This window comes from Streptomyces sp. DSM 120436 (assembly GCF_055778765.1).
This window is the reverse complement of record NZ_JBSKBS010000001.1, coordinates 3,876,597-3,902,328: the sequence shown is the minus strand read 5'-3', so window position 1 is coordinate 3,902,328 and position 25,732 is coordinate 3,876,597. Positions and strand designations below refer to the sequence as shown.

At 74.5% G+C, this 25,732-nt stretch carries 31 protein-coding genes and 1 pseudogene; 9 read left to right on the top strand and 23 right to left on the bottom strand.

Annotated elements, in window-relative coordinates:
* The first annotated feature begins 59 nt into the window (after window positions 1-59).
* Window positions 60-833 (top strand): MBL fold metallo-hydrolase, encoded by a 774-nt coding sequence (locus ACWH4W_RS17415; protein WP_473076638.1) that lies wholly within the window; start codon window positions 60-62, stop codon window positions 831-833.
* A gap of 17 nt (window positions 834-850) precedes the next feature.
* Window positions 851-1,483: a DedA family protein gene (locus ACWH4W_RS17410; protein ID WP_473077528.1), complete on the top strand. Its 633-nt coding sequence runs from the start codon at window positions 851-853 to the stop codon at window positions 1,481-1,483.
* A 9-nt stretch (window positions 1,484-1,492) separates the two neighbouring features.
* On the opposite strand, the gene ACWH4W_RS17405 is transcribed toward ACWH4W_RS17410, so the two are convergent.
* The 5 genes from ACWH4W_RS17405 to ACWH4W_RS17385 all read right to left on the bottom strand — a co-directional run bounded on the left by ACWH4W_RS17405 (window position 1,493) and on the right by ACWH4W_RS17385 (window position 6,196).
* Window positions 1,493-2,548, bottom strand: coding sequence for an MBL fold metallo-hydrolase (locus tag ACWH4W_RS17405; RefSeq protein ID WP_473076637.1), 1,056 nt, complete (start codon window positions 2,546-2,548; stop codon window positions 1,493-1,495).
* Window positions 2,545-3,792: an aminotransferase class I/II-fold pyridoxal phosphate-dependent enzyme gene (locus ACWH4W_RS17400; protein WP_473076636.1), complete on the bottom strand. Its 1,248-nt coding sequence runs from the start codon at window positions 3,790-3,792 to the stop codon at window positions 2,545-2,547. Before ACWH4W_RS17400 ends, ACWH4W_RS17405 begins: the two co-directional genes overlap by 4 nt.
* Before the next feature lie 155 nt (window positions 3,793-3,947).
* The gene (locus ACWH4W_RS17395) at window positions 3,948-4,895 is read right to left on the bottom strand and encodes a hypothetical protein (protein WP_473076635.1); all 948 of its coding nucleotides are present in this window, start codon (window positions 4,893-4,895) and stop codon (window positions 3,948-3,950) included.
* Between the two features lie 211 nt (window positions 4,896-5,106).
* The gene (locus tag ACWH4W_RS17390) at window positions 5,107-5,907 is read right to left on the bottom strand and encodes an RNA polymerase sigma factor SigF (protein ID WP_473076634.1); all 801 of its coding nucleotides are present in this window, start codon (window positions 5,905-5,907) and stop codon (window positions 5,107-5,109) included.
* A gap of 148 nt (window positions 5,908-6,055) precedes the next feature.
* Window positions 6,056-6,196 (bottom strand): hypothetical protein, encoded by a 141-nt coding sequence (locus ACWH4W_RS17385; protein ID WP_473076633.1) that lies wholly within the window; start codon window positions 6,194-6,196, stop codon window positions 6,056-6,058.
* 228 nt (window positions 6,197-6,424) lie between these two features.
* Here ACWH4W_RS17385 and ACWH4W_RS17380 point away from each other — a divergent pair, with 228 nt between their 5' ends.
* The 3 genes from ACWH4W_RS17380 to ACWH4W_RS17370 all read left to right on the top strand — a co-directional run bounded on the left by ACWH4W_RS17380 (window position 6,425) and on the right by ACWH4W_RS17370 (window position 7,938).
* Entirely contained in the window at window positions 6,425-6,817 is a 393-nt protein-coding gene (locus ACWH4W_RS17380; RefSeq protein ID WP_473076632.1) for a DUF2795 domain-containing protein, read from the top strand.
* Window positions 6,818-6,839: 22 nt separating this feature from the next.
* Window positions 6,840-7,265 (top strand): CBS domain-containing protein, encoded by a 426-nt coding sequence (locus tag ACWH4W_RS17375; RefSeq protein ID WP_473076631.1) that lies wholly within the window; start codon window positions 6,840-6,842, stop codon window positions 7,263-7,265.
* Between the two features lie 127 nt (window positions 7,266-7,392).
* Window positions 7,393-7,938, top strand: coding sequence for a type 1 glutamine amidotransferase domain-containing protein (locus ACWH4W_RS17370; RefSeq protein ID WP_473076630.1), 546 nt, complete (start codon window positions 7,393-7,395; stop codon window positions 7,936-7,938).
* A gap of 70 nt (window positions 7,939-8,008) precedes the next feature.
* Here the strand turns inward: ACWH4W_RS17370 and ACWH4W_RS17365 are convergent, their stop codons facing one another.
* Window positions 8,009-8,296, bottom strand: a complete 288-nt coding sequence (locus ACWH4W_RS17365; protein ID WP_473076629.1) for a DUF6158 family protein — start codon at window positions 8,294-8,296, stop codon at window positions 8,009-8,011.
* A gap of 62 nt (window positions 8,297-8,358) precedes the next feature.
* On the opposite strand from ACWH4W_RS17365, the gene ACWH4W_RS17360 reads away from it, so the two are divergent.
* Window positions 8,359-9,468, top strand: a complete 1,110-nt coding sequence (locus ACWH4W_RS17360; RefSeq protein ID WP_473076628.1) for a baeRF2 domain-containing protein — start codon at window positions 8,359-8,361, stop codon at window positions 9,466-9,468.
* An 18-nt stretch (window positions 9,469-9,486) separates the two neighbouring features.
* On the opposite strand, the gene ACWH4W_RS17355 is transcribed toward ACWH4W_RS17360, so the two are convergent.
* Window positions 9,487-11,106 (bottom strand): ABC-F family ATP-binding cassette domain-containing protein, encoded by a 1,620-nt coding sequence (locus ACWH4W_RS17355; protein ID WP_473076627.1) that lies wholly within the window; start codon window positions 11,104-11,106, stop codon window positions 9,487-9,489.
* A gap of 155 nt (window positions 11,107-11,261) precedes the next feature.
* Here ACWH4W_RS17355 and ACWH4W_RS17350 point away from each other — a divergent pair, with 155 nt between their 5' ends.
* Window positions 11,262-12,083, top strand: a complete 822-nt coding sequence (locus ACWH4W_RS17350) for a methyltransferase domain-containing protein (RefSeq protein ID WP_473076626.1) — start codon at window positions 11,262-11,264, stop codon at window positions 12,081-12,083.
* A 26-nt stretch (window positions 12,084-12,109) separates the two neighbouring features.
* On the opposite strand, the gene ACWH4W_RS17345 is transcribed toward ACWH4W_RS17350, so the two are convergent.
* From ACWH4W_RS17345 to ACWH4W_RS17285, 13 genes are all read right to left on the bottom strand, one after another.
* Window positions 12,110-12,367 carry a gas vesicle protein K gene (locus ACWH4W_RS17345; RefSeq protein ID WP_026243351.1) on the bottom strand — a complete coding sequence of 86 codons (258 nt, stop codon included), beginning with the start codon at window positions 12,365-12,367 and terminating at the stop codon, window positions 12,110-12,112.
* A gap of 221 nt (window positions 12,368-12,588) precedes the next feature.
* The gene (locus ACWH4W_RS17340; protein ID WP_106411534.1) at window positions 12,589-12,777 is read right to left on the bottom strand and encodes a gas vesicle protein; all 189 of its coding nucleotides are present in this window, start codon (window positions 12,775-12,777) and stop codon (window positions 12,589-12,591) included.
* Window positions 12,774-13,592 carry a GvpL/GvpF family gas vesicle protein gene (locus ACWH4W_RS17335; RefSeq protein ID WP_473076625.1) on the bottom strand — a complete coding sequence of 273 codons (819 nt, stop codon included), beginning with the start codon at window positions 13,590-13,592 and terminating at the stop codon, window positions 12,774-12,776. The genes ACWH4W_RS17340 and ACWH4W_RS17335 overlap by 4 nt, the downstream gene beginning before the upstream one ends.
* Window positions 13,589-13,924 (bottom strand): gas vesicle protein, encoded by a 336-nt coding sequence (locus tag ACWH4W_RS17330; RefSeq protein ID WP_106411536.1) that lies wholly within the window; start codon window positions 13,922-13,924, stop codon window positions 13,589-13,591. The genes ACWH4W_RS17335 and ACWH4W_RS17330 overlap by 4 nt, the downstream gene beginning before the upstream one ends.
* Window positions 13,921-15,231, bottom strand: coding sequence for an SRPBCC family protein (locus ACWH4W_RS17325; RefSeq protein ID WP_473076624.1), 1,311 nt, complete (start codon window positions 15,229-15,231; stop codon window positions 13,921-13,923). The genes ACWH4W_RS17330 and ACWH4W_RS17325 overlap by 4 nt, the downstream gene beginning before the upstream one ends.
* Complete coding sequence (locus tag ACWH4W_RS17320; RefSeq protein WP_473076623.1) at window positions 15,231-15,863, bottom strand: DNA primase; 633 nt, start codon at window positions 15,861-15,863, stop codon at window positions 15,231-15,233. The genes ACWH4W_RS17325 and ACWH4W_RS17320 overlap by 1 nt, the downstream gene beginning before the upstream one ends.
* Entirely contained in the window at window positions 15,860-16,126 is a 267-nt protein-coding gene (locus ACWH4W_RS17315; RefSeq protein WP_106411539.1) for a gas vesicle protein GvpG, read from the bottom strand. The genes ACWH4W_RS17320 and ACWH4W_RS17315 overlap by 4 nt, the downstream gene beginning before the upstream one ends.
* 4 nt (window positions 16,127-16,130) lie before the next feature.
* Window positions 16,131-16,904 (bottom strand): GvpL/GvpF family gas vesicle protein, encoded by a 774-nt coding sequence (locus ACWH4W_RS17310; protein WP_473076622.1) that lies wholly within the window; start codon window positions 16,902-16,904, stop codon window positions 16,131-16,133.
* Window positions 16,901-17,320 carry a gas vesicle structural protein GvpA gene (locus ACWH4W_RS17305; RefSeq protein ID WP_106411541.1) on the bottom strand — a complete coding sequence of 140 codons (420 nt, stop codon included), beginning with the start codon at window positions 17,318-17,320 and terminating at the stop codon, window positions 16,901-16,903. The genes ACWH4W_RS17310 and ACWH4W_RS17305 overlap by 4 nt, the downstream gene beginning before the upstream one ends.
* A gap of 79 nt (window positions 17,321-17,399) precedes the next feature.
* Window positions 17,400-17,882 carry a gas vesicle protein GvpO gene (locus tag ACWH4W_RS17300; RefSeq protein WP_473076621.1) on the bottom strand — a complete coding sequence of 161 codons (483 nt, stop codon included), beginning with the start codon at window positions 17,880-17,882 and terminating at the stop codon, window positions 17,400-17,402.
* A gap of 119 nt (window positions 17,883-18,001) precedes the next feature.
* The gene (ligD, locus tag ACWH4W_RS17295; RefSeq protein ID WP_473076620.1) at window positions 18,002-18,928 is read right to left on the bottom strand and encodes a non-homologous end-joining DNA ligase; all 927 of its coding nucleotides are present in this window, start codon (window positions 18,926-18,928) and stop codon (window positions 18,002-18,004) included.
* Window positions 18,925-20,772 carry a transketolase gene (locus ACWH4W_RS17290; protein ID WP_473076619.1) on the bottom strand — a complete coding sequence of 616 codons (1,848 nt, stop codon included), beginning with the start codon at window positions 20,770-20,772 and terminating at the stop codon, window positions 18,925-18,927. The genes ligD and ACWH4W_RS17290 overlap by 4 nt, the downstream gene beginning before the upstream one ends.
* A complete protein-coding gene (locus tag ACWH4W_RS17285; protein ID WP_473076618.1) occupies window positions 20,769-22,571 on the bottom strand; it encodes an NAD(P)/FAD-dependent oxidoreductase in 1,803 nt (600 codons plus the stop codon). The genes ACWH4W_RS17290 and ACWH4W_RS17285 overlap by 4 nt, the downstream gene beginning before the upstream one ends.
* A gap of 141 nt (window positions 22,572-22,712) precedes the next feature.
* Here ACWH4W_RS17285 and ACWH4W_RS17280 point away from each other — a divergent pair, with 141 nt between their 5' ends.
* A complete protein-coding gene (locus tag ACWH4W_RS17280) occupies window positions 22,713-23,675 on the top strand; it encodes an LLM class F420-dependent oxidoreductase (RefSeq protein ID WP_473076617.1) in 963 nt (320 codons plus the stop codon).
* Between the two features lie 43 nt (window positions 23,676-23,718).
* On the opposite strand, the gene ACWH4W_RS17275 is transcribed toward ACWH4W_RS17280, so the two are convergent.
* A complete protein-coding gene (locus ACWH4W_RS17275; protein ID WP_473076616.1) occupies window positions 23,719-24,225 on the bottom strand; it encodes a phage holin family protein in 507 nt (168 codons plus the stop codon).
* 123 nt (window positions 24,226-24,348) lie between these two features.
* Between ACWH4W_RS17275 and ACWH4W_RS17270 the strand changes: the two genes are divergently transcribed.
* Window positions 24,349-24,696 carry a VOC family protein gene (locus tag ACWH4W_RS17270; RefSeq protein ID WP_473076615.1) on the top strand — a complete coding sequence of 116 codons (348 nt, stop codon included), beginning with the start codon at window positions 24,349-24,351 and terminating at the stop codon, window positions 24,694-24,696.
* Between the two features lie 7 nt (window positions 24,697-24,703).
* On the opposite strand, the pseudogene ACWH4W_RS17265 reads toward ACWH4W_RS17270, so the two are convergent.
* Together ACWH4W_RS17265 and ACWH4W_RS17260 are read right to left on the bottom strand one after the other, a co-directional pair.
* A pseudogene (locus ACWH4W_RS17265) lies at window positions 24,704-24,978 on the bottom strand (DUF5107 domain-containing protein); the annotation flags it as partial.
* A gap of 139 nt (window positions 24,979-25,117) precedes the next feature.
* Window positions 25,118-25,690: a GNAT family N-acetyltransferase gene (locus ACWH4W_RS17260; RefSeq protein WP_473076614.1), complete on the bottom strand. Its 573-nt coding sequence runs from the start codon at window positions 25,688-25,690 to the stop codon at window positions 25,118-25,120.
* Window positions 25,691-25,732 lie beyond the last annotated feature (42 nt).

The following is a 25,732-nucleotide window of genomic DNA, read 5'->3' as shown; positions in this document are numbered from 1 at the left end:
CGCCGACGACCCTACTCCTGCGCGTAGGCTTCGGGGAGTCGCGCGAAGGAGGCGAAGAGGTGGCGGTGGAGGTCACGTGGTGGGGGCACGCCACCTGCACGCTGGAGGACTCGCACACGCGCGTCCTCACCGACCCCCTGTTCGCACGCCGGCTGGCGCATCTGCGGCGCAGGCGCGGCGCGGTGCCGCCGCCGGAGGCGCTGCGCGCGGACGTGGTGCTGGTGTCCCATCTGCACCACGACCACCTGCACCTGCCGTCGCTGGCCCGGCTCGCCCCGGGCGCCCGGCTGCTGGTGCCCTCGGGGGCGCTCCGGGCGGTGCCGGGGCTGCGCAGGCTCACCGCGCTCGACGTCACCGAGATGGCGCCCGGTGACGTGACGTCCGTCGGACCGCTGGCGGTGCGGGCCGTGCCCGCGCTGCACGACGGGCGGCGGCTGCCCGTGGGGAGGCGCCGCGCGCCCGCCCTCGGCTACGTGGTCGAGGGTGAGGCGCGCACCTACTTCGCCGGGGACACCGGCCTGTTCGAGGACATGGCCAAGGAGACCGGCCCGGTGGACACGGCGCTGCTGCCGGTGGGCGGCTGGGGGCCGTACCTGGGCGAGGGGCACCTGGACGCGGGGCGCGCGGCCGAGGCGCTGGCGCTGCTGGGCGCGGCGCACGCGGTGCCGGTGCACTACGGCACGTACTGGCCGATCGGGATGGACGCCGTGCGCCCCCACGAGTTCCATGCGCCGGGGCACGAGTTCGAGCGGCTGGCGGGGCGGCACGCGCCGGAGGCGGTGGTGCACCGGCTCGGGCACGGGGAGAGCGTGCGCCTGGGGGCCGCGCGGTGACCTCCTCCGCCGCCCTCGTGCAGGCGGCCGGCGGTCTGATACCGCCGGCGGCCGTGGCGCCCGAGTCCACCCAGCAGGCGATCGGGTACCCGTCGCTGTTCCTGCTGGTGCTCATCGGGGCGCTGGTGCCGGTGGTGCCGACGGGCGCGCTGGTCAGTTCGGCGGCCGTGGTCGCCTTCCACCGGACCGCGCCGTTCTCGATGGCGCTGGTGTTCGTGACGGCGGCACTGGCCGCCTTCCTCGGCGACGTGGCGCTGTACTGGCTGGGGCGGCGCGGGATGACGTCGAGGAACGGGTCGCGCTGGCTGGAGGCGATCCGGGACCGGGCCCCCGAGGAGCGGCTGGCGCAGGCCCAGGAGAAGCTCGCCGACCACGGCGTGTCGGTGCTGGTGCTGTCCCGGCTGGTGCCGGCCGGGCGGCTGCCGGTGATGCTGGCCTGCCTGGTCGCGAAGTGGCCGCTGCGGCGTTTCGTCCGCGGCAACCTGCCGGCCTGCCTGGCCTGGGCGGCGACCTACCAGCTCATCGGCGTCCTCGGCGGCTCGCTGTTCGCCGAGCCCTGGGAGGGCGTGCTCGCGGCGATCGTGCTGACCGTGCTGATCAGCGTGGCCCCGGCCCTGTGGCGGCGGGCGCGCCGCACGCCCGCCGGCTGACGCCGCCGGTCACCCGAGCACCCGCGACCCGCCGACCGGCAGGTCCCACAGCCGGTCCCGGGGCAGCCCGGCCGCCTCCCAGGCGGCGCGGACCCGGACGAGCGGCTCCAGGACCGGTTCCGCGGAGAGCACGAAGGTGCCCCAGTGCATGGGCGCCATGTGCCGGGCCCCCAGGTCCAGGGCGGCGCGCACCGCCTCCTCCGGGTCGCAGTGCACGTCGGCCAGCCACCAGCGCGGGTCGTACGCTCCGATCGGCATCAGGGTGAGGTCGATGCCCGGGTAGCGGCGGCCGATGCGGGAGAACCAGTGGCCGTAGCCGGTGTCGCCGGCGAAGTGCACCCGGTGGCCGTCGGGCGCGGTGAGCACCCAGCCGCCCCACAGCGAGCGGCAGGTGTCGGTCAGGGTGCGCTTGGACCAGTGGTGGGCCGGCACGAAGTCGAAGCGGACGCCGTCCAGTTCGGCCGCCTCCCACCAGTCCAGCTCGGTGACGCGGGTGAACCGGCGGCGGTGGAACCAGCGGCCCAGGCCCGCCGGCACGAACATCGGGGTGTCGCGCGGCAGCCGCCGCAGGGTGGGGGCGTCCAGGTGGTCGTAGTGGTTGTGGCTGATGACGACCGCGTCGACGCGGGGCAGCGCCTCCCAGGGCACGCCGACGGGTGTGACGCGGGCGGGCGTGCCGAGGATGCGGCGGGACCACACCGGGTCGGTGAGCACGGTGAGCCCACCGATCCGCACCACCCAGCTGGCGTGGCCCGCCCAGGTCACGGCGAGCGTGCGGGCGTCCACGTCGGGCACCGGGCCGGGGGCGTACGGGAGGCGGGGGATGTCGGCGAGGCCCTCGGGGCCGGGCCGCACCGCGCCCTCGCGGGCGAAGCGGGCGAACGCCTTGAGGCCGGGCAGCGGGGCGGTCAGCCGGTCGTGGAAGGTGCGGGGCCACACCCGGCGCTCGGCGAGCGGGCGCGGTTCGGCGAGCGGGGGGTGGGGGCGGTCGTCGCGGGAGGGGGCCGGGGGGCCGGCGTCCGGTGCCGTGGTCGTCGTGCCGGTCGACTCGTGCCACTGCGTCATCGAGAGGACTCCCATCGCCGAGCGTCGTCACGGAGGTCGTCGAAGATGGCTGTCACCCGGTGCAACGCGCGTCGCACCCAGGGCAGTTCCGCCGGTTCGTCCGCGTCCAGGCACTCCGCGCGCTCCTCGGGCGTGGCCCCCAGCAGGGGCGCGGTGCACAGCCGCACGCGCGGTGTCTCGAGGTCGTCGCCGAACCGGTGGCCGCCCGCCGCGGGCATGCCCGACCGGCCGGTGAGGAAGTCCTCCAGTTCCTGGGTGTCGCCGACGCCGCGCGCGGCGAGCGCCGGCGCCAGGGGGGTGAGGTCCACGTAGAGGTGCCGGCCGCACTGCGGGGGCCGGGCCACCGCGCCCGCGGCGACGACGGCGCGGTGCGCGGCGGCGGCCACGCGCGCGTGCGCCCGTACGGACGCGGCGACGCGGGCGGTGACCGGCTCGGGCTCGGCCAGCGCGTACCCGGCGGCCGCCGCGACGGGCGTCGCCACGCACGCGTCGAGGGCGGTGAGCACGTCGAGGACGCGCGCGTGCAGCGCGCCGCCCTCCTGGCCGGCCGGGAAACGGGCGATCGCGGCGGGCCAGCCGGGCGGGAGCAGGGAGCCGGCCAGGTCGGTGACGACGGTGACGTGGTCGGGCAGCATCTCGGCGGGGCTGAGCAGCACCGTGCCGCGCGGGTCGTGCAGCGTGTCGCGCCAGGTCTCGTCGCTGATCAGGTGCAGCCCCTCCCCGGCCGCGGCCTGCAGCGTCTCGTGCAGCAGGTCGGGCGGGGCGACGGTCGCGGTGGGGTCGTCGGCCACGGACAGCACCAGCAGGCGCGGGTCGCGGCCCTCGGCGCGCATCCGGCGCACGGTCTCCAGCAGCGCGTACGGGTCGGGGACCCCGCCGCTCTCGGCGGGGGCCGGCACATGGAAGACGGGCCGGCCGAGCAGCCGCGCGTACGGCGCCCACCAGGCGGTGCACGGCCGCGGCACCAGGACGTCGCCGTCGATGGCGGCGGTCAGGGCGGTCAGCAGGGCGGGCGCGCCCGGGGCGAGGGCCGTGCGGTCCGGGCGGGCGGGCAGTCCGCGCCGCTCCCCGTAGCCGCAGGCCGCGTCGATGAGCGCGGGGCCGCCGCCGACCGGTTCGGGGCCGCCCCGGGAGGCGGCCGCCGCCAGCACCCCGGCCAGCTCGGGCAGCACCGGCAGCCCGTCCTCGGGGAGCGGCGGCCCGAAGCGGACCGGGCCGTGTCCTTCCGGATCCGTCCGCCGCATCGCCACCTCCGCGCAGTTACCGGTGCCCCGGCGCCGTCTCCCGGCGTCCGTCCGTGCCGCCCTCGGCGAAGTCAGTACCCCGTGACCGGCCCGTCATGAGCGCGGTGCCGGATCGGGTGCGCCGTCGCACAGCCGTACGCCGTCCGGCGGACACGTCAGGCACGCGCCCGGCCGGTGCGCCTGCGGTGCAGGCGGTGCGCGGCGGCGCCGAACGCGCCCGCGATCAGCAGACCGCCCGCGACCTGGGCGGGCACGGAGTCGGTGAACGCGCCGCCCCCGCCCGCCTGGACGCCCTGGTGCGCGGTCGGCGACGGGCAGGGCGTCGTCGTCGGCTTGTGGGTGGGGTGGCCGGGGGTCGGCTGGTGGGAGGCGGTGGGCGAGGTCGTGGGCTTGGGCGGGGCGGTCCGGAGCGGGTCCGCCCCGGGGCCGGTGGCCTCCGGGTCCACGGCCGTGCGGGGCGGGGCCTTGTGGTCCATGGCCCCGGTGTCCGCGGCGTACGGATCGGCGATGCGGGGGTCTGCGCTGTACGAGTCCGTGGCGTCGGCGTCCGTGCCGTCGGGGTTCGCGGCTCCGGGGGCCACCGCCGTGCCGGGTGCGCCTTCCGCGCCCTGGGTCCCGGCGCGCTCCTCGGCGTCGGCGTCGGGGATCAGCTCCTCCCAGGCGGTGTCGCCGGACGCGGCCGGGTCGAGGGCTGCGGACGGCTCCTCGGCCGGCTCGGGCGCGAGCGGGTCCGTTTCCCCGGCTTCTCCGGCCTCTCCGGCTTCTCCGGCCTCCCCGGCCTCCCCGGCCTCCCCAAAGGTGAGGCCCTCGGAGGCGTCCAGGGGCTCCGCGCCGTAGAGGTCCGCCTCGGTGAACTCCTCCACCAGCGTCTCCGCCTCGGACTCCCCGGCCTCGTGCGCGCCCGGTCCCGCGGGGCTCGGCGCCGCGCTCCTGGACGCGTGCCCCTGCCATCCGTGTCCTCCGGCCGGGGACGCGCACGGGGAGGGGGACGCCCAGGCGCCCGCGCTGCCGGGGACCGTCACGGCGGACGCGGCCGGTGCGAGCGCGCCGAGGACGGTGCCGGCGACGGCGGCGACGGACAGGACACGGGCGGTGCGGCGCATGGTGCGGGCTCCTTCGGCGACGGCTGGGGCGCGGCGGTCGCCCCGGTGCCATCACAGCCCGCCCGCCCCGGCCCCGCGCGCGGCCGGGCACCATTCGCGGGACCGGACGCGCCCGTGCGGGTGAAGGGCGGTCAGTCCTCGCGGTGCCGGCCCCTCCCGGCGCCGGTCCCTCCCGGCGCCGGTCCCTCCCGATGCCGGCCCCTCGCGGTGCTCACTCCTCGTCGGTGTCGCCCATGACCTGTTCCCGCACCCGGCCACAGCTCCGGCTGATCAGCCGGGAGACGTGCATCTGGGACAGGCCCAGTTCCTGCGCGATGCTGTTCTGCGTCATGTCGTCGAAGAAGCGCATGTAGAGGATCGCCCGCTCGCGCTCCGGCAGCTCGGCCAGCCGGTCCTTCACCGCCTGCCGGTCGACCACGGTGTCCAGCGCCGGGTCGGGGCCGCCCAGGGCGTCGCCCAGCGAGTAGCCGTCGTCGCTGCCGGGCATCTCGGCGTCCAGGGACAGGGCGCTGAAGCTCTCCGCCGCCGCCTGCCCGGTGCGCACCTCGTCCTCGCTCAGTCCCGCGCACGCGGCGATCTCGGCCACGGTGGGGCTGCGGCCCTGGACGGTCTGGGAGAGGTCCTGGGCGGCGTGCCGGACGCGGTTGCGCAGTTCCTGGACGCGGCGCGGGACGTGCAGGGTCCACATGTGGTCGCGGAAGTGCCGCTTGATCTCGCCGGTGACGGTCGGCACGGCGTAGCTCTCGAAGGCGTTGCCGAGCTCCGGGTCGTACCGGTCGACGGCCTTGACCAGGCCCAGGGCCGCCACCTGGCGCAGGTCGTCGTAGCTCTCGCCGCGGCTGCGGAACCGTCCGGCGAGGCGGTCGGCCATGGGGAGCCAGGCCTCCACGATCTCGTCCCGCAGCGCGTCGCGCTCGGGTCCGTCGGGCAGGGCGGCGAGTCTGCGGAAGGCCGCCACGGTGTCGGGGGCGTCGTGGTGGGGGTGCGTCTTGGCGCCGGTTCGGCTGGGCATGGTGCGTCGCCAACTCCCTCGGAGGTGCTCGGGGACGGACGGTCTCCGTGGCGGACGCACCCGCCGGGACAGGCGCGTCCGGGCGGTTGTCGCCGCCACCACGGACGTGCCTCCTGTCCGAAGCACTTCGTGTGCGCGTGCCCCCGTATCAGCCGCGCAAACCTCCCACGGGCGTGTCACGTGGTTCCGGATCCGCGTCCCGGGGTGGCAGGACGTAGTCCTCGTAGCGGCCCAGCGTCAGGAGCACGCCGAGCATGAGGAACGGGACGAGCAGGGCGAGCACCGCCATGGCCGGTCCTTCCGGGAGCCGCGTGGGGGGCGTGCCGTCCGGGTCACCCCCGCCGCCGGCGCCAAACCCCGGCGGTCCGGGCCCGCCCCCGGATCCGGCCCGAACCGCCGCCCGAACCGCCGCCCGAACCGCCGCCCGAACCGCCGCCCGAACCGCCGCCCGGATCGCGGTGTCGGCCCGCGCTCCTCGGGTACGCGGTGCGCACCCCCGAAGGACCTGGAGGGAGACATGCAGCGAGGCAACGACCGGCTCAGCGTCCACCGCGACGACGAGATGAAGCACGAACTGCAGGGCCTGCTGCGGTCCGGACACCCCACCCGCACCGAGGAGTGGCACGACCCGGAGCCGTACGCCGACGACGACCCCGCGGTCGCGCGCGGACCCGTGACGCCGGGCCGGGACCCGTCGTCGCTGGAGTCGGTGCGACTGGAGCTGGCCCGGATCCTGACCCGCGGGGACTTCCCCGCGGGTCCCCGTGAACTCATGCGCGCCCTGGACCGGCGGCACGCGCCCGACGCGCTCGTCGACGCGCTGGAGCGGCTGCCCCGCAAGGACCGCTACGCCACCGTCCAGGAGCTGGCCGAGGCGCTGACCCGGGTCCGGGAGACGGAGACGGCGTGACCGGAAGGGAGGCCGGCCGGTCATGGCCGAGTTCGTGAAGGACGTGATGACCCCCGGCGTGGTCGCGGTCCGCCCGGACGCCTCGGTCGTCGAGGCCGCGCGGCTGATGCGCGGCCAGGACATCGGCGACGTGGTGGTGGCGGACGGACAGCGCGTCGTGGGGGTGGTCACCGACCGGGACATCACCGTGCGTGCGGTGGCCGAGGGCCGGGACCCGTACGGGGTGAGCGTGGGGTCGGTGTGCACGCCGGACCCGCTGACGCTCGCCCCGGACGACACGGTGACGTCGGCCGTCGCCCTGATGCGGGAGCACGCGGTACGCCGCATCCCCGTGGTGGAGGACGGACTGCCCGTCGGACTGGTGACCCTCGGCGACCTCGCCGAGGCGGAGGACCCCGGGTCGGCGCTGGCCGACATCAGCCGCGCGGAACCCGACGGCACCCGCTGACCGGCCGACGTGACGAAGAACCGGCCGGCGTGACGAAGACCGGTCGGCCCGGCGAACACCGGCCGGCGCGACGGAGACCGCGTACGGCCGACAGAACGAAGAACGGACGAAAGGACGTGGCGCCATCATGCGCATCGCATTTCTGACCGCACCCGAGGGCGTCGAGCAGGTGGAGCTGACCGAGCCCTGGAAGGCGGCCGAGCAGGCGGGTCACGAGCCCGTCCTGGTGTCGACCGAGTCCGGGGAGATCCAGGCGTTCAACCATCTCGACAAGGCGGACACCTTCCCCGTGCAGGAGGTCGTCGGCGACGCCTCGGCGGACTCCTTCGACGGGCTGGTGCTGCCCGGCGGGGTCGCCAACCCGGACTTCCTGCGGATGGACGACAAGGCCGTCGCGTTCGTCCGGGACTTCTTCGAGCAGGGCCGGCCGGTGGCCGCGATCTGCCACGCGCCGTGGACCCTGGTCGAGGCGGACGTCGTCCGCGGCCGGGTGCTCACGAGCTGGCCGAGTCTGCGGACGGACCTCGGCAACGCGGGCGCCACCTGGGTCGACGAGCAGGTCAAGGTCTGCGACCACGGGCCGAACAAGCTGGTCACCAGCCGCAAGCCGGACGACCTCAAGGCGTTCTGCGAGACCTTCCTGGAGGTGTTCGCGGCGGAGCGCGCCTCCTAGAAGGCGCCGCGCGAGCACGGGCACGGGCACTGGACGGGAGCCCCGCACGAGCGGGGCTCCCGTCCTCGTCTCAGGTGCCCGGGGCGGTCGGCGTGGCGGAGTCCCCGGCGGTCCGCTCACGAGCGCCCTCGCGGGTGCGGCCCGGCGCGACGGGGCGGCGCGGGTTGCGTCGCAGGTACTCGCCCTCCAGCTGCGCCATGCGCTCGTTGTGGGTCCGCAGCGCGTCGTCGGAGCCGTACAGCAGCGTGTCGTGGCGCGTGCGGTGAATGGTCTCCAGTTCCTTCATGAGCTGCTGGTCGTCCAGGCGGTTCGGGTCGACTCCGGTCATCGTGGTGTCCCGCTCCTCGTGTGCGTTCATGCGCCCCGGGTACCCGCCCGACGGCACAGGCACCACCCCCGAACGGCAACCGGGAGGGAACCATGGATCTCGCATTCCTCGCTCCGCTCTACGAACGTCCCGGCCCCTGGGCCTCCGTCTACGTCGACACCTCCCGGCGCACGGAGAGCACCGCGCACGAACGGCAGCTGACCGCGGAGGCGATGGCGCGCGAGCTGGCCGGCCAGGGCGCCGACGAGGCGACCTGCACGGCGGTGCGGCACGCGCTGGAGGAGCTGCGGCACTCCGGTGAACCGCACGGCCGCGCCCTGTTCGCCCGGGACGGCGAGGTGGTGCTGGATCCGCCGCTGGCCCGGCCGCCGCGGCGGGACGGCGCCGAGTGGGCGCCGCTGCCCCGGGTCGCGCCGCTGCTGGAGCTGGCGGGCGGGGACCCGGTGTGCGTGGTCGCGTACGTCGACCGCGCGGGCGCCGAGTTCGAGCTGCGCAGCGCGCTGGGCCGGGAGGACGCCGGTTCGGTGACCGGGCGGCAGCATCCGCTGCACCGGACCAGCACCGGCGACTGGTCGGTGCGCCACTTCCAGCTGCGGGTGGAGAACACCTGGGAGCACAACGCGGCGGAGGTGGCGGACGCGCTGGCCGTCTGCCAGGAGGAGACCGGCGCCGACCTGGTGATCCTGGTCGGCGACGACCGTGAACGGCGGGCGGTGCGCGAACGCCTGCCGCAGCGGCTGCACGGCCTGGTGGTGGAGGCGTCGCACGGCGCCGGGAGCCGGCTGCTGGACGAGGACGTGGAGCGGCTCCGCGCCGAGCACGTGCGGGACCGTGCCGCGGCCGAGCTGGAGCGGTTCCTCGCCGCGCGCGGCCGCGACGACGAGGGCCGGGCGGGCGCCGTGGAGGGTGTGCCGGCCCTGGTCGAGGCGGCCCGGGAGCACCGGATCGAGGAGCTGCTGATCCGGCCGGACGGCCCCGACGCGCACCGGGAGGTGTGGATCGGCGAGGACCCGGACCAGCTGGCGGTGCGGCGCACCGATCTGAAGATCCTCGGCGAGCAGAACTCCTGGGCGGCCCGCGCGGACGACGCGCTGATCCGGTCGGCGGTGGCGACGGACGCGTCCGCGCTGTCGGTGACCGCCGCCCCGGACGCCGGGGACGACGCGCCGGTGGGCGGGCTGGGCGCGCTGCTGCGCTGGTAGCGAGCCGCCCGCCGGCGGTCAGCGCGCGCGTTCCACCCGCCGCTCGTCCCAGACCGGCTCCGGGGTCTCGCGGACCCTGCCGTCGCTGCCGAAGACCAGGAAGCGGTCGAAGGAGCGGGCGAACCAGCGGTCGTGCGTGACGGCGAGGACGGTGCCCTCGAAGCCCTCCAGGCCCTCCTGGAGGGCTTCCGCCGATTCCAGGTCCAGGTTGTCGGTGGGCTCGTCCAGCAACAGGGCCGTGACGCCCTGGAGCTCCAGCAGCAGGATCTGGAAGCGGGCCTGCTGCCCGCCGGAGAGCCGGTCGAAGGTCCGCTCCGCCTGCTGGGTCAGCTCGTAGCGGCGCAGCCGGGACATGGCGGCGCCCCGGTCCTGGGCGTGCTCGGTCCACAGGATGTCCAGCAGGGTGCGGCCGACCAGTTCGGGGTGGGCGTGGGTCTGCGCGAAGTGACCGGGCACCACGCGCGCCCCGGTCCGCCAGGCACCGGTGTGCGCGACGTCCTCGCCCGCGAGCAGGCGCAGGAAGTGCGACTTGCCGGAGCCGTTGGAGCCGAGCACCGCGACCCGCTCGCCGTAGAAGACCTCCAGGTCGAACGGCTTCATCAGGCCGGTCAGTTCGAGCTGCTCGCAGGTGAAGGCGCGGACGCCGGTGCGGCCGCCCTTCAGGCGCATCCGGATGTTCTGCTCGCGCGGCGGCTCCGGCGGGGGTCCCGCCTCCTCGAACCTGCGCAGCCGGGTCTGGGCGGCGCGGTAGCGGGAGGCCATGTCGTCGCTGACGCCGGCCGCCTGGCGCAGCGTCAGCACCAGCTTCTTCAGCTGGGCGTGCTTCTCGTCCCAGCGGCGGCGCAGCTCCTCGAAGCGGGCGAAGCGCTCGCGCCGGGCCTCGTGGAAGGTGGCGAAGCCGCCGCCGTGCACCCAGGCGTCGGCGCCGGCGGGGCCCGGTTCGAGGGAGACGATCTTCTCGGCGGCGCGGGCGAGGAGCTCCCGGTCGTGGGAGACGAAGAGGACCGTCTTGCGGGTCTCCGCGAGGCGCTCCTCCAGCCAGCGCTTGCCGGGCACGTCCAGGTAGTTGTCGGGCTCGTCGAGCAGCAGCACCTCGTCGGGGCCGCGCAGCAGCGCCTCCAGCACCAGCCGTTTCTGCTCGCCCCCGGACAGCGTGTTCACCTGCCGCCACTGGGCCTTCTCGTAGGGGACGCCCATCGCGGCCGTGGTGCAGATGTCCCACAGCGTCTCGGCCTCGTAGCCCTGGGCCTCGGCCCAGTCGGCGAGAGCCTGCGCGTAGCGCATCTGGGCGGCCTCGTCGTCGACCGTCATGATCGCGTGTTCGGCGGCGTCGACGGCGCGGGCGGCCTCGCGGATGCGGGGCGGCGCGACGGACACCAGCAGGTCGCGCACGGTCGTCTCGTCCCGGACCGAGCCGACGAACTGCCGCATCACCCCGAGGCCGCCGCTCACGGTGACGGTCCCGCCGTGCGGTTTCAGCTCCCCGGACAGCAGGCGCAGCAGGGTGGTCTTGCCCGCTCCGTTGGGACCCACGAGGGCCACGACCGCGCCCTCCCCCACCCGGAAGGAGACGTCGCCGAGCAGCGCCCTCCCGTCGGGGAGGCAGTACTCCAGGTGCGCGGCTTCGAGGTGTCCCATGGGCGCGATTCTGCGGGTGCCGGGAGTGACCGGCAACGGGTTTTCCCAGCCCGCCCCCTTCGCGCGTCTCACTTTGTGAAACTCAGGTCTCATCATGCGGTCGTCGCGCGTAGGGTGGCGTCCTCACGACGGACGAGGGAAAGGGGTGGCCCGCCATGCCGCACGCACGGGAGACCGCCGTCTACACGCACGGACACCACGAGTCGGTGCTGCGGTCGCACACCTGGCGCACCGCGGAGAACTCGGCCGCGTACCTCCTCGGGGCGCTGCGGCCCTCCCTGCGGATCCTGGACGTCGGGTGCGGGCCCGGCACCATCACGGCCGACCTGGCCGCGCGGGTGCCCGACGGGCACGTCACGGGCCTCGACCGGGAGCCCGGCGTCCTGGAGCGGGCGCGCGCGGTGGCGGACGGGCGAGGGCTGACGAACGTCGGCTTCGTGACGGGCGACGTGCACGCGCTGGACTTCCCCGACGACAGCTTCTGCGTGGTGCACGCCCACCAGGTGCTCCAGCACGTGGGCGACCCGGTGGCCGCGCTGCGCGAGATGCGGCGGGTGACGAGGCCGGGCGGGTACGTCGCCGTCCGGGACGCGGACTACGCGGCGATGACCTGGTATCCGGCGGCCCCCGGCCTGGACGACTGGCTGGACCTGTACCGGCGGGTGGCGCGGGCCAACGGGGGCGAGCCGGACGCGGGCCGGCGGCTGAAGGCATGGGCCCTGGCCGCGGGGTTCACCGACGTCACCGCGACCTCGAGCACCTGGACGTTCTCGACGAGGGAGGAACGCGCCTGGTGGAGCGGGCTGTGGGCGGACCGCACGGTGGCGTCCGCGTACGCGGAACGGGCCGTGGACGGCGGGCACGCCACCCGCGAGCGGCTGGAGGCGGTGGCCGCCGCGTGGCGGGAGTGGGGCGCCCGGGAGGACGGCTGGTTCGCCGTGCCGCACGGCGAGATCCTCTGCCGCGAGGACGCCTGAGCCGACGCGCGGGACTGCCCCGGGACTCAGTCCCGGGGCAGCAGCGGACCGAGCGGCCCGAGGTCGAGGTTGAGGTCCTCGGGGCGCAGTCCGTAGCGGTTGCGCAGCTCGGCCATCCGGTCCTCGAGCAGCATGAGGGTCAGTCCGACGCGCTCCTCCTGTTCCTCGGTCAGATCCCCCTCGTCGAAGCGGCGCACCGCCTGGCGCTCCATGAGCTGGCGCAGCAGTTCCACGACGGTCAGCACCAGCTTCACCAGGTCGCGCTCGACCGTGTCCGGCTCCAGGTCGAGGCGGCGGCGGGGCCGGCCGGCGCGCGGTCCGGCGGGACGGGCGGCCGCCGACTCCGGGCGCGCGTCGAAGGACGCCGCGGGGTCCAGGGGCGACCGCCCCTCGAAGACGTCGGCGTCCGTCACCGTGACGGGGTCCGGCGCCTCGGGCGCGCGGTCACGCGGGTCCGCCGTGACGGGGTCCGGCGCCTCGGGCGCGCGGTCACGCGGGTCGTCGGTCACAGCGGCTCCTCGAAGGGCGAGGGGACCTGCTGGTTCACCGAGCTGATCAGCGCGTTGAGGTCGATGCGGACCAGGTCGACGTCCGCGATCCGCAGCGTGATGTCACCCGTGATCACCACGCCGCCGGCCAGCAGCCGGTCGAGCAGGTCGACCAGGGCGATCTCACGCCGTTCGACGACGGTCACGCGGTCCCCTCCCCGGCGGCCTTCTCACCGGCGGTCTCCTCACCGGCGGTCTCCTCACCGGCGAACGAGTAGGCTGCCCACGGTCCGGTGAGCTCCACTCGCAGCCCCGGGGCGTCGTCCTTCGTCCGGTCCACCTGCTCCACGAACGCCTCCGAATCACCGCGCGGCACCAGGTAGGCGGCGTTCAGGACGTTGCGGCCGCGGGCGCCGGACAGGGCGGGGTTCTGCGGCGCGTGCAGCCGGGAGTCCTCGGCGACCGCGGCCAGGGTCTCGTGCAGCCGGGTCGCGAAGGCCTCCGCCCGCTGCCACAGCTCCTCCCGTGACCGCGTCTGCTGCCGGCGCCGGCGCAGGTAGTCCCGGCCGGACATGGCCGCGGGCCTCGGCGCGGGCTGCGCGGGGGCCGGCTCCGGCTCGCGCTCGGACTCCAGGAACACCTTGACGCCCCACTCGACACGGCCCTCCAGCCGGTCCAGCCGGCGCAGGAAGTGCTCCTCACGCGCCTCGATCATCGACCGGAGGCCGCTGTCGTCGCGGAACACGGTCCCGAGCCGCAGCGGCAGCGGGGTGGTGACGGTGGTGAGCGCGTCGATCACCCCCTGGTGGGCCCGCGCGACCGCGGTCAGCCAGTCGAGGTCCTCCAGGTGAGCGCGCAGCGGCTCCTCGGCGAAGTCCTCCTCGGGCACATGACTGACCACGGCCACCAGGTCGCGGTGCGGCACCAGCCGGGGCGGGTCGCCGGCCACCCCGGTCAGCTGGGCCTGGAGCGGTGTGCCGAAGGGACGGCAGACCGCGTAGACGTAGCGCAGTCCGGTCACGGGGCCTCCTCCTCCGCGCGGCGCGGCTCCAGCTCCTCCAGCCGGGCCAGACGCTCGCGCAACTCGGCGTTCTCACGCGCCAGTTCGTCGCGCCGGGCGCGTGAGGACAGTGCCGGGTCGGACTCCCACCAGTCGATCCCCATCTCCTTGGCCTTGTCCACGGAGGCGACGACGAGACGCAGCTTGATGGTGAGCAGCTCGATGTCCAGCAGGTTGATGCGGATGTCGCCCGCGATCACCACGCCCTTGTCCAGCACCCTTTCCAGGATGTCGGCGAGGTTGGCGCTGCTGCCCTGGCCGTACGTGTCGGGGAGCCGGCTGGGAGTGGTCATCGACGGCTCCGGCCCTCGGGCTCCTCGTCACCGGCCTCGTCGGCCGGCTCGTCGTCCTCGTACTCCTCGTCCTCGTACTCCTCGTCGTCGTCCTCGTACTCCTCCTCCGGGGGCACGCCCTCCTCGTCCTCGTCCTCGTCGGCGGCGGCTTCCTCGTCCTCGTCCTCGTACGGGTCGTCGGGCTCGGTGCCGTCGGCCTCGTCGTACGCGTCCTCGGGAGCGGCGTCTTCGGCGGCCTCGTCCTCGTCGTCCTCGTCGTACGCGTCCTCGGGGCCGGCGTCGTCCTCGTCGTACGCGTCCTCGGGAGCGGCGTCGCCCCCGTCGTCCCCGTGATCCTCGTCGTGCTCGTCCTCGGATGCGGTGTCGTCCTGGTCCTCGGCCCCGGAGGCCCCGGAGTCCTCCTGCTCGGCCTGTTCCTCCTCCTCGGCCAGGGCGTCCTCGTGGCTGCGGACCACCTCGCCGTCGCGGATCTCGCCGCGCCAGCTGTTCTCGGCCTCGCCCTTGAGCGTGATGAAGCGGGCGAAGTTCTTCAGGTCGAGCCGGGCGCGGCGGCCCTGGGCGCGCCAGATGTTGCCGGTCTTCTCGAAGAGGCCCGAAGGGTAGTACTCGAGGACCAGCAGCACCCGGGTCAGGTTGTCGGCGATCCGGTGGAAGGAGACGACGCCCTTCATCGTGCCCTTGGCGCCCTCCGTGGACCACGCGATGCGGTCGTCGGGGACCTGCTCGTTGGTCGTCGCCTTCCAGCTGCGGCTGGACCACCAGATCTTCGCCTGCCAGTCCGACGTGGTGTCGTCGGTCTTGCCGGCGCTCTTCACGCCCTTGGCGAAGGTGCTGAAGTCCTGGTACTGCGTCCACTGGTCGTACGCCGTGCGCAGCGGCACCCCGACGTCGATGTGCTCGATGATGACGGTCGGCTTGTTGCCGGACGACTTCTTGCGCTTGCCCTTGCCGCCGCCGAGGTTCTTCAGGGCGCCCTTGACGTTGTCCTTGGCGCGCGTGGCGCCGAGTTCCACGGCGGTGCGCAGGGGGCCCTTGCCCTCGGCGAGCTTGCGGCCGCCGTCGGCGGCGAGCTTGGCGAAGCCCGGGCTGTTGCCCTCGGCGATGTCGTTGAGCTTGTTGGTGGTCTCGCCCAGCTTCTGGCCGACGCCGGTCAGCAGCCGGGTGGCCTGGGCCGCGAGGTAGTCCTGCAGCTCGCTCTTGAGCCGGTCCGCGGCCTCGCTGTGGGCCAGGTCGGAGAGGGGGTTCTTCGTGGCGCCGTCCGCGCCGTCGCGTGCGGCGGACGCGGCCCGTCCCAGGGTCTCGGCCATCACTCACCGCCTCCCTTCGAGCTGCGGGAACGGGTGCCGCCGCGGGAGGCGGACGCGCTCTTCTTCGCGGCCGTCTTCTTCGCAGCCGTCTTCTTCGCGGCGGCCTTCTTCGCCGGCGCCGCCTTCTTCGCGGTGGCCTTGCGAGCCGGAGCCTTGCCGGTCGCCTTGCGCGCCTTCCGTCCGGCGTCCGGCTCGTCGTCCCCGCCGTCGGTGTCCTCGGCGCCGTCCGTGTCGTCGGCGGCTTCGGCGTCCTCGGCGTCGCGGTCCCGCGAGCCGCCGGTGTCCTCGTCCTCCTCGTCCCGGTCCTCGGAGCCCTTCCCGTCCAGTCGGCCGCGCACCTCGGCGGTACGGCCGTGCAGCCGGTCGGCGAGCGAGCTGATCTGCCGTTCGACCAGCGCGCCGGAGGCCGCCTTGCCGACGCCGCGCAGCTCACCGCGGAGCTGGTCGCCCAGCTCCTTGAACTGCGGGTTGTCGCGGAGCTGCTGCGACACCAGGTCGGCGACCGCCCGCGGGCTGAGGTTGAGCTTCTTGCCCGCCACCAGACCGCCGACGGCCAGCGCCATTTTCAGCTTCTTGGTCCGTCCGAGCAGATATCCGGCCCCGATGGCGAGGCCCATTCCCGTTCGATTCATTGGTGTGCCGTCCCGTCCCCAGTACCCGCGCCCGTGCGCGTCGCGATCTCCAGCCGGTCGAGGAGTGCGTCCTCCTGCTCGTCGAACTCCTCCTCGGTGATCTCCCCGGCCTCCAGCAGCTCCTCCAGCCGGGCCAGCTCGGCACGGATGGTCGCGGGGTCGTAGTAGATGCGTTCCGCTTCCTGCAGGACCTGCCGGATGGCCCAGGCGCCGCCGCGCGCCGGGGCGAGCGGCAGCAGCAGCACCTCCGAGATCAGGCCCATGTCGTCACCCCGCTCCGGTGTCCGCCGCGCCGGCCGTCGTGCCCGCCGACTCGGCGGGGCCGGGCTCGACGAAGCTGTACGGCGGCAGCGGGCCGTTCAGACGTATCTCCAGGTGGGGCATGTCCTTGCGGGCCTGCTCCACCGCGGCCAGGAACTCCTCCGCCGTCTCGCGCTTCACCAGGTACGAGACGTTGGCGAGCCAGCCCGTGGACTCGGGTCCCACGCTCTCCGCGTCGGCGATGCCCCGCAGCGCGTTCTGCAGCGCCGCGCCGTCCTCGGACTCCCGGGCCTTGACCGCTTCGGCGACCATCTCGCCGAGGCGGATCTTGTCGTCGTAACTGCCGCCCCCGGACTGCCGGTTGGCCTCCGCGAGAGCGCGGATCTCCGGGTTCGACGCCATGACGTGGTGCAGGACGGCCTCTTCCACGTGATTGGCCTTGACGTTGTACTCGACGCGGCCGTCGAGGGCGCGCAGCCGCTCCAGGTAGTGGTCGGCCCGCTCGGCGAGGACGCCGGTGACGGACTCGTCGTCCGGGGCGACGCTGCCGAACCGCATCGGCAGGACGCAGCCGCCCGCGCCGATCTCGCTGAGCACGTTCTGGTGGGCGAGCAGTTCCCTGCGCTTGGGCCGCAGCCCCTCGGGCGCGTCGCTGACGACGGCCGCGAGGTCGCCCCGGGTCAGCACCCGCACCGGGCGCGCCGGGTCGCCGACGCCGCCCATGCCCTCCGGCAGGGCCGGGTGCGAGGCCGCCGTGATGCCGTAGACGTACGTGCTCACTCCTGCTCCTCCTTCCGGCGGGACGTGCTCTTGCGGGCCCTCGGCCGCGACTCGGTCTCGCCCTCACGCGACTGCTTGAAGGCGTCGGAGATGGTCTCGGCGGCCCCGGAGAGAGCGCCCTTGGACTTGCCGCGGGCACCGCCCTCGGTGACCTCGCCGACGATCTCGGGCAGGCCCGGGCTCTTGCGGGGGCCTGCCTCGAGGTCGAGGCGGTTGCACGCCTCCGCGAAACGGAGGTAGGTGTCGACGCTCGCCACGACGACACGGACGTCAATCTTGAGAATCTCGATGCCGACCAGGGACACGCGCACGAATGCGTCGATGACGAGCCCCCTGTCCAGAACAAGTTCAAGCACGTCGTAAAGGCCGCTGCTGCCGCCTCCACCGCCGGACTGCTGTGCCGGTACGACTGTCATGCCGGCCATTCCTCCTTGTTGTCGGTGGGTGTGTTGTCTGTGCGTGTGTTGTCCGCGCCTGTGCTCACGCGGGGGCGGCCTAGCGGCCGCCGGACCTGCGCGCGTCGGCGCGTCCCCGCTCGTAGCGGCGGACCCTCCGGTACCCGGTGAGCTGCCCGTCGGGGTCCAGCTCCACCTGGTAGCTCGCCATCAGGCTCATCGTGTCGGGCACCCGCTCCAGCTCCAGGACCTCGACCTCCAGCGCCCAGCCCTCCGAGGTCTGCTCGAAGGACGACACGGACTCGGCCTCCATGCCGGTGAGCTCCGCGAGCTGTCCGCGCGCCTGGCGCAGCACCTCCATGGGGCTCGGCCGTTTCCGCTCCGTGGTGCTCTCGGTCGTCCCGCTCCGGGTTCCGGTCCGCTTGCGGGGTGCGGTCTGCTTACGGGGTTTGCGTGAGCTCCGGGCCTCCTGCGAGTCCTGGCTCTCCTGTGAGTCTTGGGGTTCTTGTGAGTCCTGGGGTTCCTGCGAGTCTTGGAGTTCCTGTGAACTCCGTGGCTCTTCGGTGTTCTTCGTGTTCGACATGACCACCTCCCCCTCCGTGTGGCCGCAAGTGTGTGCGCCAAACCTCCGTGGACTCACCCGTTCGCCACGTCCGGCTCGCCCCCGGCCGGCGCGGGGGCGAGCGCCGGGCGGCCCGTGGTTCAGCCGCGCAGTGCCGCCAGCCGGCGGCGGGCCGGGGCGAGGGAGCGGCCCTTGCGGGACAAGCCGGCCCACGGCTTCGTGTCCGCCTGTTCGACGGCGTTCCCGACCGTCCAGCGGCGGGCGTGCAGCTCCGGGTCGTCGAGCTGCTCCCAGGTGACCGGGGCGGCGACGGGCGCGCCGGGCAGGGCGCGGACCGTCCAGGGGGCGACCGCGGTCTGCGCGTAGGCGTTGCGCTGCACGTCGAGGTAGAGCCGGTCGCCGCGGTCCTTCTTGCGGGCCGCGGTGGTGAGCCGGTCCGGGTGGGCGTCGGCCAGCGTGTCGGCGACCTCGCGGGCGAACTCCCGTACCGTGTCGAAGTCCTGGCCGCCGTCGAGCGGCACGATCACGTGCAGGCCCCGCGATCCGGTGGTCATCAGGGCGGAGGGCAGGCCGAGTTCGCCCAGCAGCTCCCCCAGCAGCCCGGCGGCCTCCCGCACCGCCTCGAAGTCGTCGCCGGACGGGTCGAGGTCGAAGACCAGCCGGTCCGGGCGGTCGACGGCGTCGGTGCGGGACAGCCAGCGGTGCAAGGTGACGCTCGCCTGGTCGACGAGGTAGAGGAGGGTGGCGGTGTCGTCGCACACGGTGTGCGTGACGGTGCCGTCCTCCTTGGCGACCTCGGCCCGGGTGATCCAGTCCGGGTAGCCGTCCGGGGTGTTCTTCTGCATGAAGGCCGGGCCGTCGATGCCGTCGGGCCGCCGGTCCAGCATCAGCGGCCGGCCCCGCAGGTGCGGCAGCATGTGGCGGGCGACGGCCCGGTGGTAGTCGACGAGGTCGCCCTTGGTGTACTCCCGGGCGCCGTCGACGCCCGGGAGGAGCACCTTGTCCGGGCGGTGGATCTCCACCCGGCGGCGGCCGGCCCGTACGGTGCGCGAGCCGCCGTCGCTCACGACACGATCGCCTCCCCCACCAGCAGCCGGCCGGCCGCGGCGATCGACGCGGCGTCGATCCCGGCGGCGTGCAGCTGCTCCTCCGGGGAGGCCGAGCCCGGCATGTTCCGCACGCCGAGCCGCACCAGCCGCGGCACCGGGCGTCCGTCGCCGAACGCCTCGGCGACCGCGTCGCCGAGGCCGCCCTCGGGGTGGTGGTCCTCGACGGTCAGCAGGCAGCCGGTCTCCTCGGCGGCGACGCGCAGGGTCTCCCGGTCGACCGGCTTCACCGAGTACAGGTCGACGACCCGCACGGCGATGCCCTCCTCCGCGAGGGCGTCGGCGGCGGCCAGCGCCTCGGGCACGGTGACGCCGGCGGCGACGAGGGTGAGCCGGTCACGGTCGGAGGAGCGCAGCACCTTGCTGCCGCCGACCGGGAACTCCTCGTCCGGGCCGTAGATCACCGGGCTCTCGCCCCGCGAGGTGCGCAGGTAGCGGATGCCCTCCAGCCCGGCCATCGCGGCGACCAGGCGGGCCGTCTGATTGGCGTCGCACGGGTACAGCACGGTCGAGCCGTGCACGGCCCGCATCATCGCGAGGTCCTCCAGCCCCATCTGGCTGGGCCCGTCCTGGCCGATGGCGACGCCCGCGTGCGAGCCGACGAGGTTGATGCCCGAGCCGCTGACCGACGCCATGCGGACGAAGTCGTGGGCGCGGGTGAGGAAGGCCGCGAACGTGGACGCGAACGGGTTCCAGCCGCGCGCGGCGACCCCGACGGCGGCCGCGACCATCTGCTGCTCGGCGATGTAGCACTCGACGTAGCGCTCGGGGTGCTCCTTGGCGAAGAACTCCAGGCGGGTGGAGTCGCCGACCTCGCCGTCCAGGGCCACGACGTCACCGCGCGCGGAACCGAGGGCGGCCAGCGCCTCACCGAAGGCGTTGCGGGTGGCCACCTCCTCGCCCTTGTCCCAGCGGGGCAGCTCGGGCGTCCCGGTCCGCCGGGCGGGGGCCGCGCCGTCGGCGGGCGGCGCCTGGACGGTGATCCGCAGGTCGCGCGGGCCGCCCAGTTCGGCGACGGCGTCCTCCGCCTCGGGCAGCGGCTTGCCGTGCAGTCCCTCCCGGTCCTGCACGGACTCCACACCCTTGCCCTTGAGGGTGCGGGCGAGGATCACGGTCGGCTGGCCGCGGGTGGACAGGGCCTCCCCGTAGGCGCGGTCCACCGCGTCCACGTCGTGGCCGTCCACCTCGACGGTGTGCCAGCCGAACGCCTGGAAGCGGCGGGCGTAGGCGTCGAGGTCGTGGCCGTGCCGGGTGGGGCCGCGCTGGCCCAGCCGGTTGACGTCCACGATCGCGGTCAGGTTGTCGAGGTTCTCGTACGCGGCCTGCTCGGCCGCCTCCCACACCGACCCCTCGGCCAGCTCGCTGTCGCCGCACAGCACCCACACCCGGTAGTCGGCGTGGTCCAGCCGCTTCCCGGCGAGCGCGATGCCGACGCCGACGGGCAGGCCCTGCCCGAGGGAGCCGGTCGCCGTCTCCACCCAGGGGAGCTTGCGGGGCGTGGGGTGGCCCTCGAGGCGGCTGCCGTTCTCGCGGAAGGTGAGCAGTTCCTCGTCGCCGATGGCGCCGACCGCCTTGTAGGTGGCGTACATCAACGGGGAGGCGTGGCCCTTGGAGAGGACGAAGCGGTCGTTGGCCGGATGGTCGGGGCGCTCGAAGTCGTAGCGCAGGTGGCGGGCGAAGAGGACGGCCATCAGATCGGCCGCGGACATCGACGACGTGGGGTGCCCGGAGCCGGCGGCGGCCGCCGCCCGGACACTGTCCACCCGCAGCTGCTGTCCGAGCTCGACGAGTTCACCGGTGTTCATGCGTCTCCTTCGGTAAATCGGTCGGTACGCCGGACGGGGCCGGGCGCCACGTCCGGGCCGGGGGCCGGCTGGTCGGGCGGCGGGGCGAGACCGGGGCCGTCGCCGCCCGGCTGGTTCCTGGCGGGTTCGCCGCCCGGCTGGTTCTTGGCGGGCTCACGGCCCGGCTGGTTCCTGGCGGGTTCGCCACCCGGCTGGTTCTTGGCGGGTTCGCCACCCGGCTGGTTCTTCGCCGCTTCACGGCCCGGCTGGTTCCTGGCCGGTTCACCGCCCTGCCGGTTCCTGGCCGGCTCGCCACCCGGCTGGTTCCTGGCCGGTTCGCCACCCGGCTGGTTCTTGGCGGGCTCGCCACCCGGCTGGTTCTTCGCCGCTTCACGGCCCGGCTGGTTCCTGGCCGGTTCACCGCCCTGCCGGTTCCTGGCCGGCTCGCCACCCGGCTGGTTCCTGGCCGACTCGGCGGCCGTGTCGTCGCCGGGGGACCGCCCGTTCTCGCGGGGGCCGCCGGGGACGCGCGCGACCTCGGGGGACGCGGTGTCCAGCGGGACGGACCAGGACCGGACGAGGCCCAGTTGCACGGCCTGGCGCGGCAGGACGGCGTCCAGCAGCCAGTCGGCGGCCACCCGCACCCGGTTGCCGGGCATCGCGGCCAGGTGGTAGCCGCGGGTCACCGCGCCGGCCGCCACCCCGGAGAGGTTGACGCCGAGCGGGTTGGCGGCGGCCTTGACGCCGCCGAGGTCCACCACGAACCCCAGGTCCTTGTGCCGGTACGCCTGCCGCTCCCCGTCGCCGAAGGACGCGGCGATGTTCCGCGCGCACACCTTCCCCTGCCGCCAGGCGTGCTGGGCGGTCATCGGGGTGTACGAGCCGGGGTTCTCCAGATCGGGCACGGCCGCCGCGTCACCGCAGGCGAACACCTCCGGTCGGCCCGGCACCCGCAGGTGCGGGTCCACCAGCAGCCGGCCGCGCTCCATGGGCAGCCCGAGGGACGCGGCGAGCGGGTCGGGGCGTACGCCCACGCACCACACCAGGGTGCGGGTCTCCACGAACTCGCCGTCGGTCAGCAACACCCCGTCGGGCGTGGCCTCCTTCACGGAGGTGCCCATCCGCACGTCGACGCCCCGCTCCCGCAGCACCGTGTCGGCGGTGCGGGAGAGCCGTTCGTCCAGCTCGGGCAGGACCCGGTCAGCGATGTCGAGCAGGATCCAGCGGGGCCGCATGCCGGTGCGCAGGGGCTGCTTGGCGACCTGCGCGTCGGTGAAGAGCTGTCCGTGCGCGGCGACCTCGGTGCCGGTGTAGCCAGCGCCCACGACGACGAAGGTGCACCGCGAGGAGCAGCGCTCCGGGTCGTCCGTGGCGGCGGCGAGCTCCACCTGGCGGGTGACGTGGTCGCGCAGGTACAGCGCCTCGGGCAGGCCGCGGAAGCCGTGCGCGTGCTCGGCGACGCCCGGGATGGGCAGCAGCTTGTTGACGCTGCCGGCGGCGAGCACCAGCCGGTCGTAGGAGAGGGTGCCGCCCTCCCCCTCGGGACCGGTGTAGTGCACCTGGCGGGCGTCGAGGTCGATGTGGTCGGCCTCGCCCAGCACCAGCCTGACGTGCGGCAGCGTCCCGGAGAGGGACACCGTGACCCGGCGCGGCTCGAGGACGCCGGCGGCGACCTGGGGAAGCAGGGGCAAGTACAGGAAGTAGTCGGTGGGGTTGAGCAGCACGATCTCGGCCCGGCCCTTGGCCAGTTTCGACAGGGTCTGGGCCGTGCGGTACCCGGCGAAGCCGGCACCGACGATCACAATGCGGGGTCGACTCACGGTTCGCCTCCGGCGCGGTCGCGTACGTCGGGAGCCTTCCGCGTCCCCCCGAGCGGGACCGCCAAACGTCGGGCCGGTTGCCGCGGGGCGGCCCGGGTACCCGGCCCGGGACCCGGACGTCCCATGTCAGGGAGGCACCCCATGCCCCGGTACGGCTATTTCCTCTCGTGCGAGCAGTACGGGCCCGCGGAGCTGGTCGAGCAGGCGCGGATGGCCGAACAGGCCGGGTTCGAGGCGCTGTGGATCTCGGACCACTACCACCCGTGGAACGATGCCCAGGGGCAGAGTCCCTTCGTCTGGTCCGTGATCGGCGCGCTGTCCGAGGCGGTGTCCCTGCCGGTCGGCACGGCGGTGACCTGCCCGACCGTGCGGACGCACCCGGCGGTCGTGGCGCAGGCGGCGGCGACCGCCGCCGTGATGTCACCGGGCGGGTTCCGGCTGGGCGTGGGCACGGGCGAGGCGCTGAACGAGCACATCGTCGGCGGTCCCTGGCCGCCCGCGCACGTGCGTCTGGAGATGCTGGAGGAGGCCGTGCAGGTGATGCGCCGGCTGTTCTCCGGCGAGGAGGTCAACCACCGCGGCACCCACTACACCGTCGAGAACGCCCGGCTCTACACGCGGCCCGACGAGCCGGTGCCGATCGACATCTCGGGCTTCGGCCCGGCGGCGACGAAGCTCGCGGCGCGGATCGGCGACGGCTACATCACGATGATGCCGGACACCTCGATGGTGGAGCAGTACCGCAAGGGCGGGGGCGGCGGAAAGCTCGTCAGCGGTGGCACGAAGGTCTGCTACGGCACCGACCGCGAGGAGTGCGTGCGCACGGTGCACCGGCTGTGGGCGAACGAGCAACTGCCCGGCGAACTGGGGCAGATGCTGCCCTCGCCCAAGCACTTCGAGCAGGCGCAGACGTTGGTCACCGAGGACATGGTCCGGGAGAACCGGGTGTGCGGCGACGACGTCGACGAACACGTCGCCGAACTGAGCGCGTTCGCCGACGCGGGCTTCGACCTGATCTACGTGAACCAGATCGGTCCCGATCTGCGCGGCTTCTTCGACTTCTACCGCACGAAGGTGCTGCCGCAGTTGCGGCAGGGCGACTAGCGGGGCCGGGCGTAGCGGGGCCGGGTGCCTCGCATGCGGTGGGTCAGCCCCGGTCGCCGTCCGGGGTGCGGTCGGTGCCGACCGTCGGCGGGGTGGACGGCACCGGGGGAACGGGGACGGATCCCTTGCCGGGGACGGATCCCTTGCCGGGGACGGATCCCTTGCCGGGGACGGATCCCTTGCCGGGGACGGATCCCTTGCCGGGGACGGATCCCTTGCCGGGGGCAGGTACCCGGCCTGCGGTGGCGGCGCCCGGTGTGTCCGGGCGGGCCGCCGTGCGCAGGGCGAAGGCGACCGCGGCCAGGATCACCGCCGTGATCAGGGCCGCCGCCCACCCCGGCAGGACCAGGTCGAGGACGAGGCCGACGGAGAGGGCGACGGCCGCGCCGGCGTACAGGGCGGCGGCGCCGGAACCGGCGTACAGGGCCGCCCTGCGGCGCTGTCCCCGCGTCTGCTCGCGCAGCTCGGCCCGCACGGACTCCCGGGCCACCTGGGCCAGTTCGTCCACCAGATGCTTGTCCAGATGCTGCATGTGCTCCAAGCGCTGCATGCCGCCTCGGGTACCCGCACCCGGGGCGGCGGTAACTCGCCCCGCGCCCACGACCGGAGAGAGCGGCATGGAGTCCGCCTGCCCCCCGCCCGCCGACCGGACCGTCCAACTAGGCTCGGTCGCATGGAGATTCTGGGTGCCACACTGCGCGTCTGCGTCGACGACATCGAGACCGCCATCCCCTTCTACGAGCGCCTGGCGGGCGGCCGGGCCCTGCGCTTCGAGCGGGGCGGCGTCCAGGTCGCCGCGGTGGGCTGCTTCCTGCTGATGAGCGGCCCCGAGGCCGAGTTGGAGGTGCTGCGCAAGGTCGCCGCGACCATCGCGGTCACGGACGTCGACGAGACCCGCCAGGTGCTCGAGGAGATGGGCGCGGCCGTCCTCGCCGGACCGCTGCCCACCCCCGTCGGCCGCAACCTGATCGCACGCCACCCGGACGGGACGGTCTACGAGTACGCGGACCGCCGCGCCTGACGTTCCGTCACGGCACGGGCCGCGTCCGGAAGTCGTACCGCTCGGGCAGCGGTTCGTCCGTGAGCCGTGTCCACAGCCGTCCGATCACCTCGTCGCCCCCGCGCAGGCCGGCCACCTCGAAGCCCGCGTCGAACACGGCGCGGGCCTCCTCGCGCCGCCCCTCGGCGAGCAGCAGCCCCGCCTCGATCAGCCGGAAGCGCCCGCGGGGCCCGGGTCCGCGGGGGCAGCCGCCCCCCACACCGACCGGGCGTCCGCCGTGCGCCCCACCGCGAGCAGCACCTCGCGCCGAGGTGCGCGGCCGGCAGCGTGAGCACCTCATGTCGGATGGTCGTCACGATCCCCATGGAAGCCGCCGGACGCCCGCCTGAACAGGGGCCGTGGCGTAATGGCTTTCGCGCGGGTCGCGGTCAGCTCCTCCCGGTCAGCTCTCCCCGGTCGGCATCTCGCTGCTCAGCATCTCGCTGGTGAGCGCCCAGCGTTCGTGGTCGCGCCAGGCGCCGTCGATGAAGAGCATCTTCGGGGAGAAGCCTTCCTTGCGGAAGCCGCAGGCGCGGGCCAGAGCCAGGGAGGCGGCGTTGCCCGGCTGCACGTTGATCTCCAGCCGGTGCAGCCGCATCGGCCCGAAGGCGTACCGCACGACCAGGTCCAGCGCCTCGCTCATCAGCCCGCGTCCCGCCGCGTGCGCGAAGGCGCCGTAGCCCAGCGCTCCGCAGAGGAAGCCGCCCTCGACGATGTTGTTGATGTTGACGAACCCGGCGAGGGCGCCGTCCGCCTCCTTCTCGCAGACCAGGAACCCCGCCTTGGTGCGGTCCTCGATCAGCCGCTGCGCGTAGGCGGCGTAGGCGGCCGGTGTGTCCGGCGGGAACAGCCACGGGTGGTGCAGGTCCTTGCTCTCCCGGACCCGCGCGGTGAACTCGGCGGCGTCCTCGTGGGTGAAGTGGCGCAGTCCCACGCGGCGGCCTTCGGTGAGGTAACGGGAAGCGGTGTGCGGCACCCTGTCACCCTACGACGGGAGCCGTTCCCGCGCGCCGGGGCG

Coding starts and splice junctions, on each gene's coding strand:
- ACWH4W_RS17395 (WP_473076635.1), bottom strand. CDS start 4,895: ATGCGCCGCACCGCCCGTGTCCTGTCCGTCGCCGCCGTCGCCGGCACC.
- ACWH4W_RS17380 (WP_473076632.1), top strand. CDS start 6,425: ATGCAGCGAGGCAACGACCGGCTCAGCGTCCACCGCGACGACGAGATG.
- ACWH4W_RS17355 (WP_473076627.1), bottom strand. CDS start 11,106: ATGGGACACCTCGAAGCCGCGCACCTGGAGTACTGCCTCCCCGACGGG.
- ACWH4W_RS17405 (WP_473076637.1), bottom strand. CDS start 2,548: ATGACGCAGTGGCACGAGTCGACCGGCACGACGACCACGGCACCGGAC.
- ACWH4W_RS17330 (WP_106411536.1), bottom strand. CDS start 13,924: ATGACCACTCCCAGCCGGCTCCCCGACACGTACGGCCAGGGCAGCAGC.
- ACWH4W_RS17270 (WP_473076615.1), top strand. CDS start 24,349: ATGGAGATTCTGGGTGCCACACTGCGCGTCTGCGTCGACGACATCGAG.
- ACWH4W_RS17320 (WP_473076623.1), bottom strand. CDS start 15,863: ATGAATCGAACGGGAATGGGCCTCGCCATCGGGGCCGGATATCTGCTC.
- ACWH4W_RS17350 (WP_473076626.1), top strand. CDS start 11,262: ATGCCGCACGCACGGGAGACCGCCGTCTACACGCACGGACACCACGAG.
- ACWH4W_RS17360 (WP_473076628.1), top strand. CDS start 8,359: ATGGATCTCGCATTCCTCGCTCCGCTCTACGAACGTCCCGGCCCCTGG.
- ACWH4W_RS17385 (WP_473076633.1), bottom strand. CDS start 6,196: ATGGCGGTGCTCGCCCTGCTCGTCCCGTTCCTCATGCTCGGCGTGCTC.
- ACWH4W_RS17300 (WP_473076621.1), bottom strand. CDS start 17,882: ATGTCGAACACGAAGAACACCGAAGAGCCACGGAGTTCACAGGAACTC.
- ACWH4W_RS17305 (WP_106411541.1), bottom strand. CDS start 17,320: ATGACAGTCGTACCGGCACAGCAGTCCGGCGGTGGAGGCGGCAGCAGC.
- ACWH4W_RS17375 (WP_473076631.1), top strand. CDS start 6,840: ATGGCCGAGTTCGTGAAGGACGTGATGACCCCCGGCGTGGTCGCGGTC.
- ACWH4W_RS17315 (WP_106411539.1), bottom strand. CDS start 16,126: ATGGGCCTGATCTCGGAGGTGCTGCTGCTGCCGCTCGCCCCGGCGCGC.
- ACWH4W_RS17280 (WP_473076617.1), top strand. CDS start 22,713: ATGCCCCGGTACGGCTATTTCCTCTCGTGCGAGCAGTACGGGCCCGCG.
- ACWH4W_RS17370 (WP_473076630.1), top strand. CDS start 7,393: ATGCGCATCGCATTTCTGACCGCACCCGAGGGCGTCGAGCAGGTGGAG.
- ACWH4W_RS17275 (WP_473076616.1), bottom strand. CDS start 24,225: ATGCAGCGCTTGGAGCACATGCAGCATCTGGACAAGCATCTGGTGGAC.
- ACWH4W_RS17325 (WP_473076624.1), bottom strand. CDS start 15,231: ATGGCCGAGACCCTGGGACGGGCCGCGTCCGCCGCACGCGACGGCGCG.
- ACWH4W_RS17390 (WP_473076634.1), bottom strand. CDS start 5,907: ATGCCCAGCCGAACCGGCGCCAAGACGCACCCCCACCACGACGCCCCC.
- ACWH4W_RS17400 (WP_473076636.1), bottom strand. CDS start 3,792: ATGCGGCGGACGGATCCGGAAGGACACGGCCCGGTCCGCTTCGGGCCG.
- ACWH4W_RS17365 (WP_473076629.1), bottom strand. CDS start 8,296: ATGAACGCACACGAGGAGCGGGACACCACGATGACCGGAGTCGACCCG.
- ACWH4W_RS17290 (WP_473076619.1), bottom strand. CDS start 20,772: ATGAACACCGGTGAACTCGTCGAGCTCGGACAGCAGCTGCGGGTGGAC.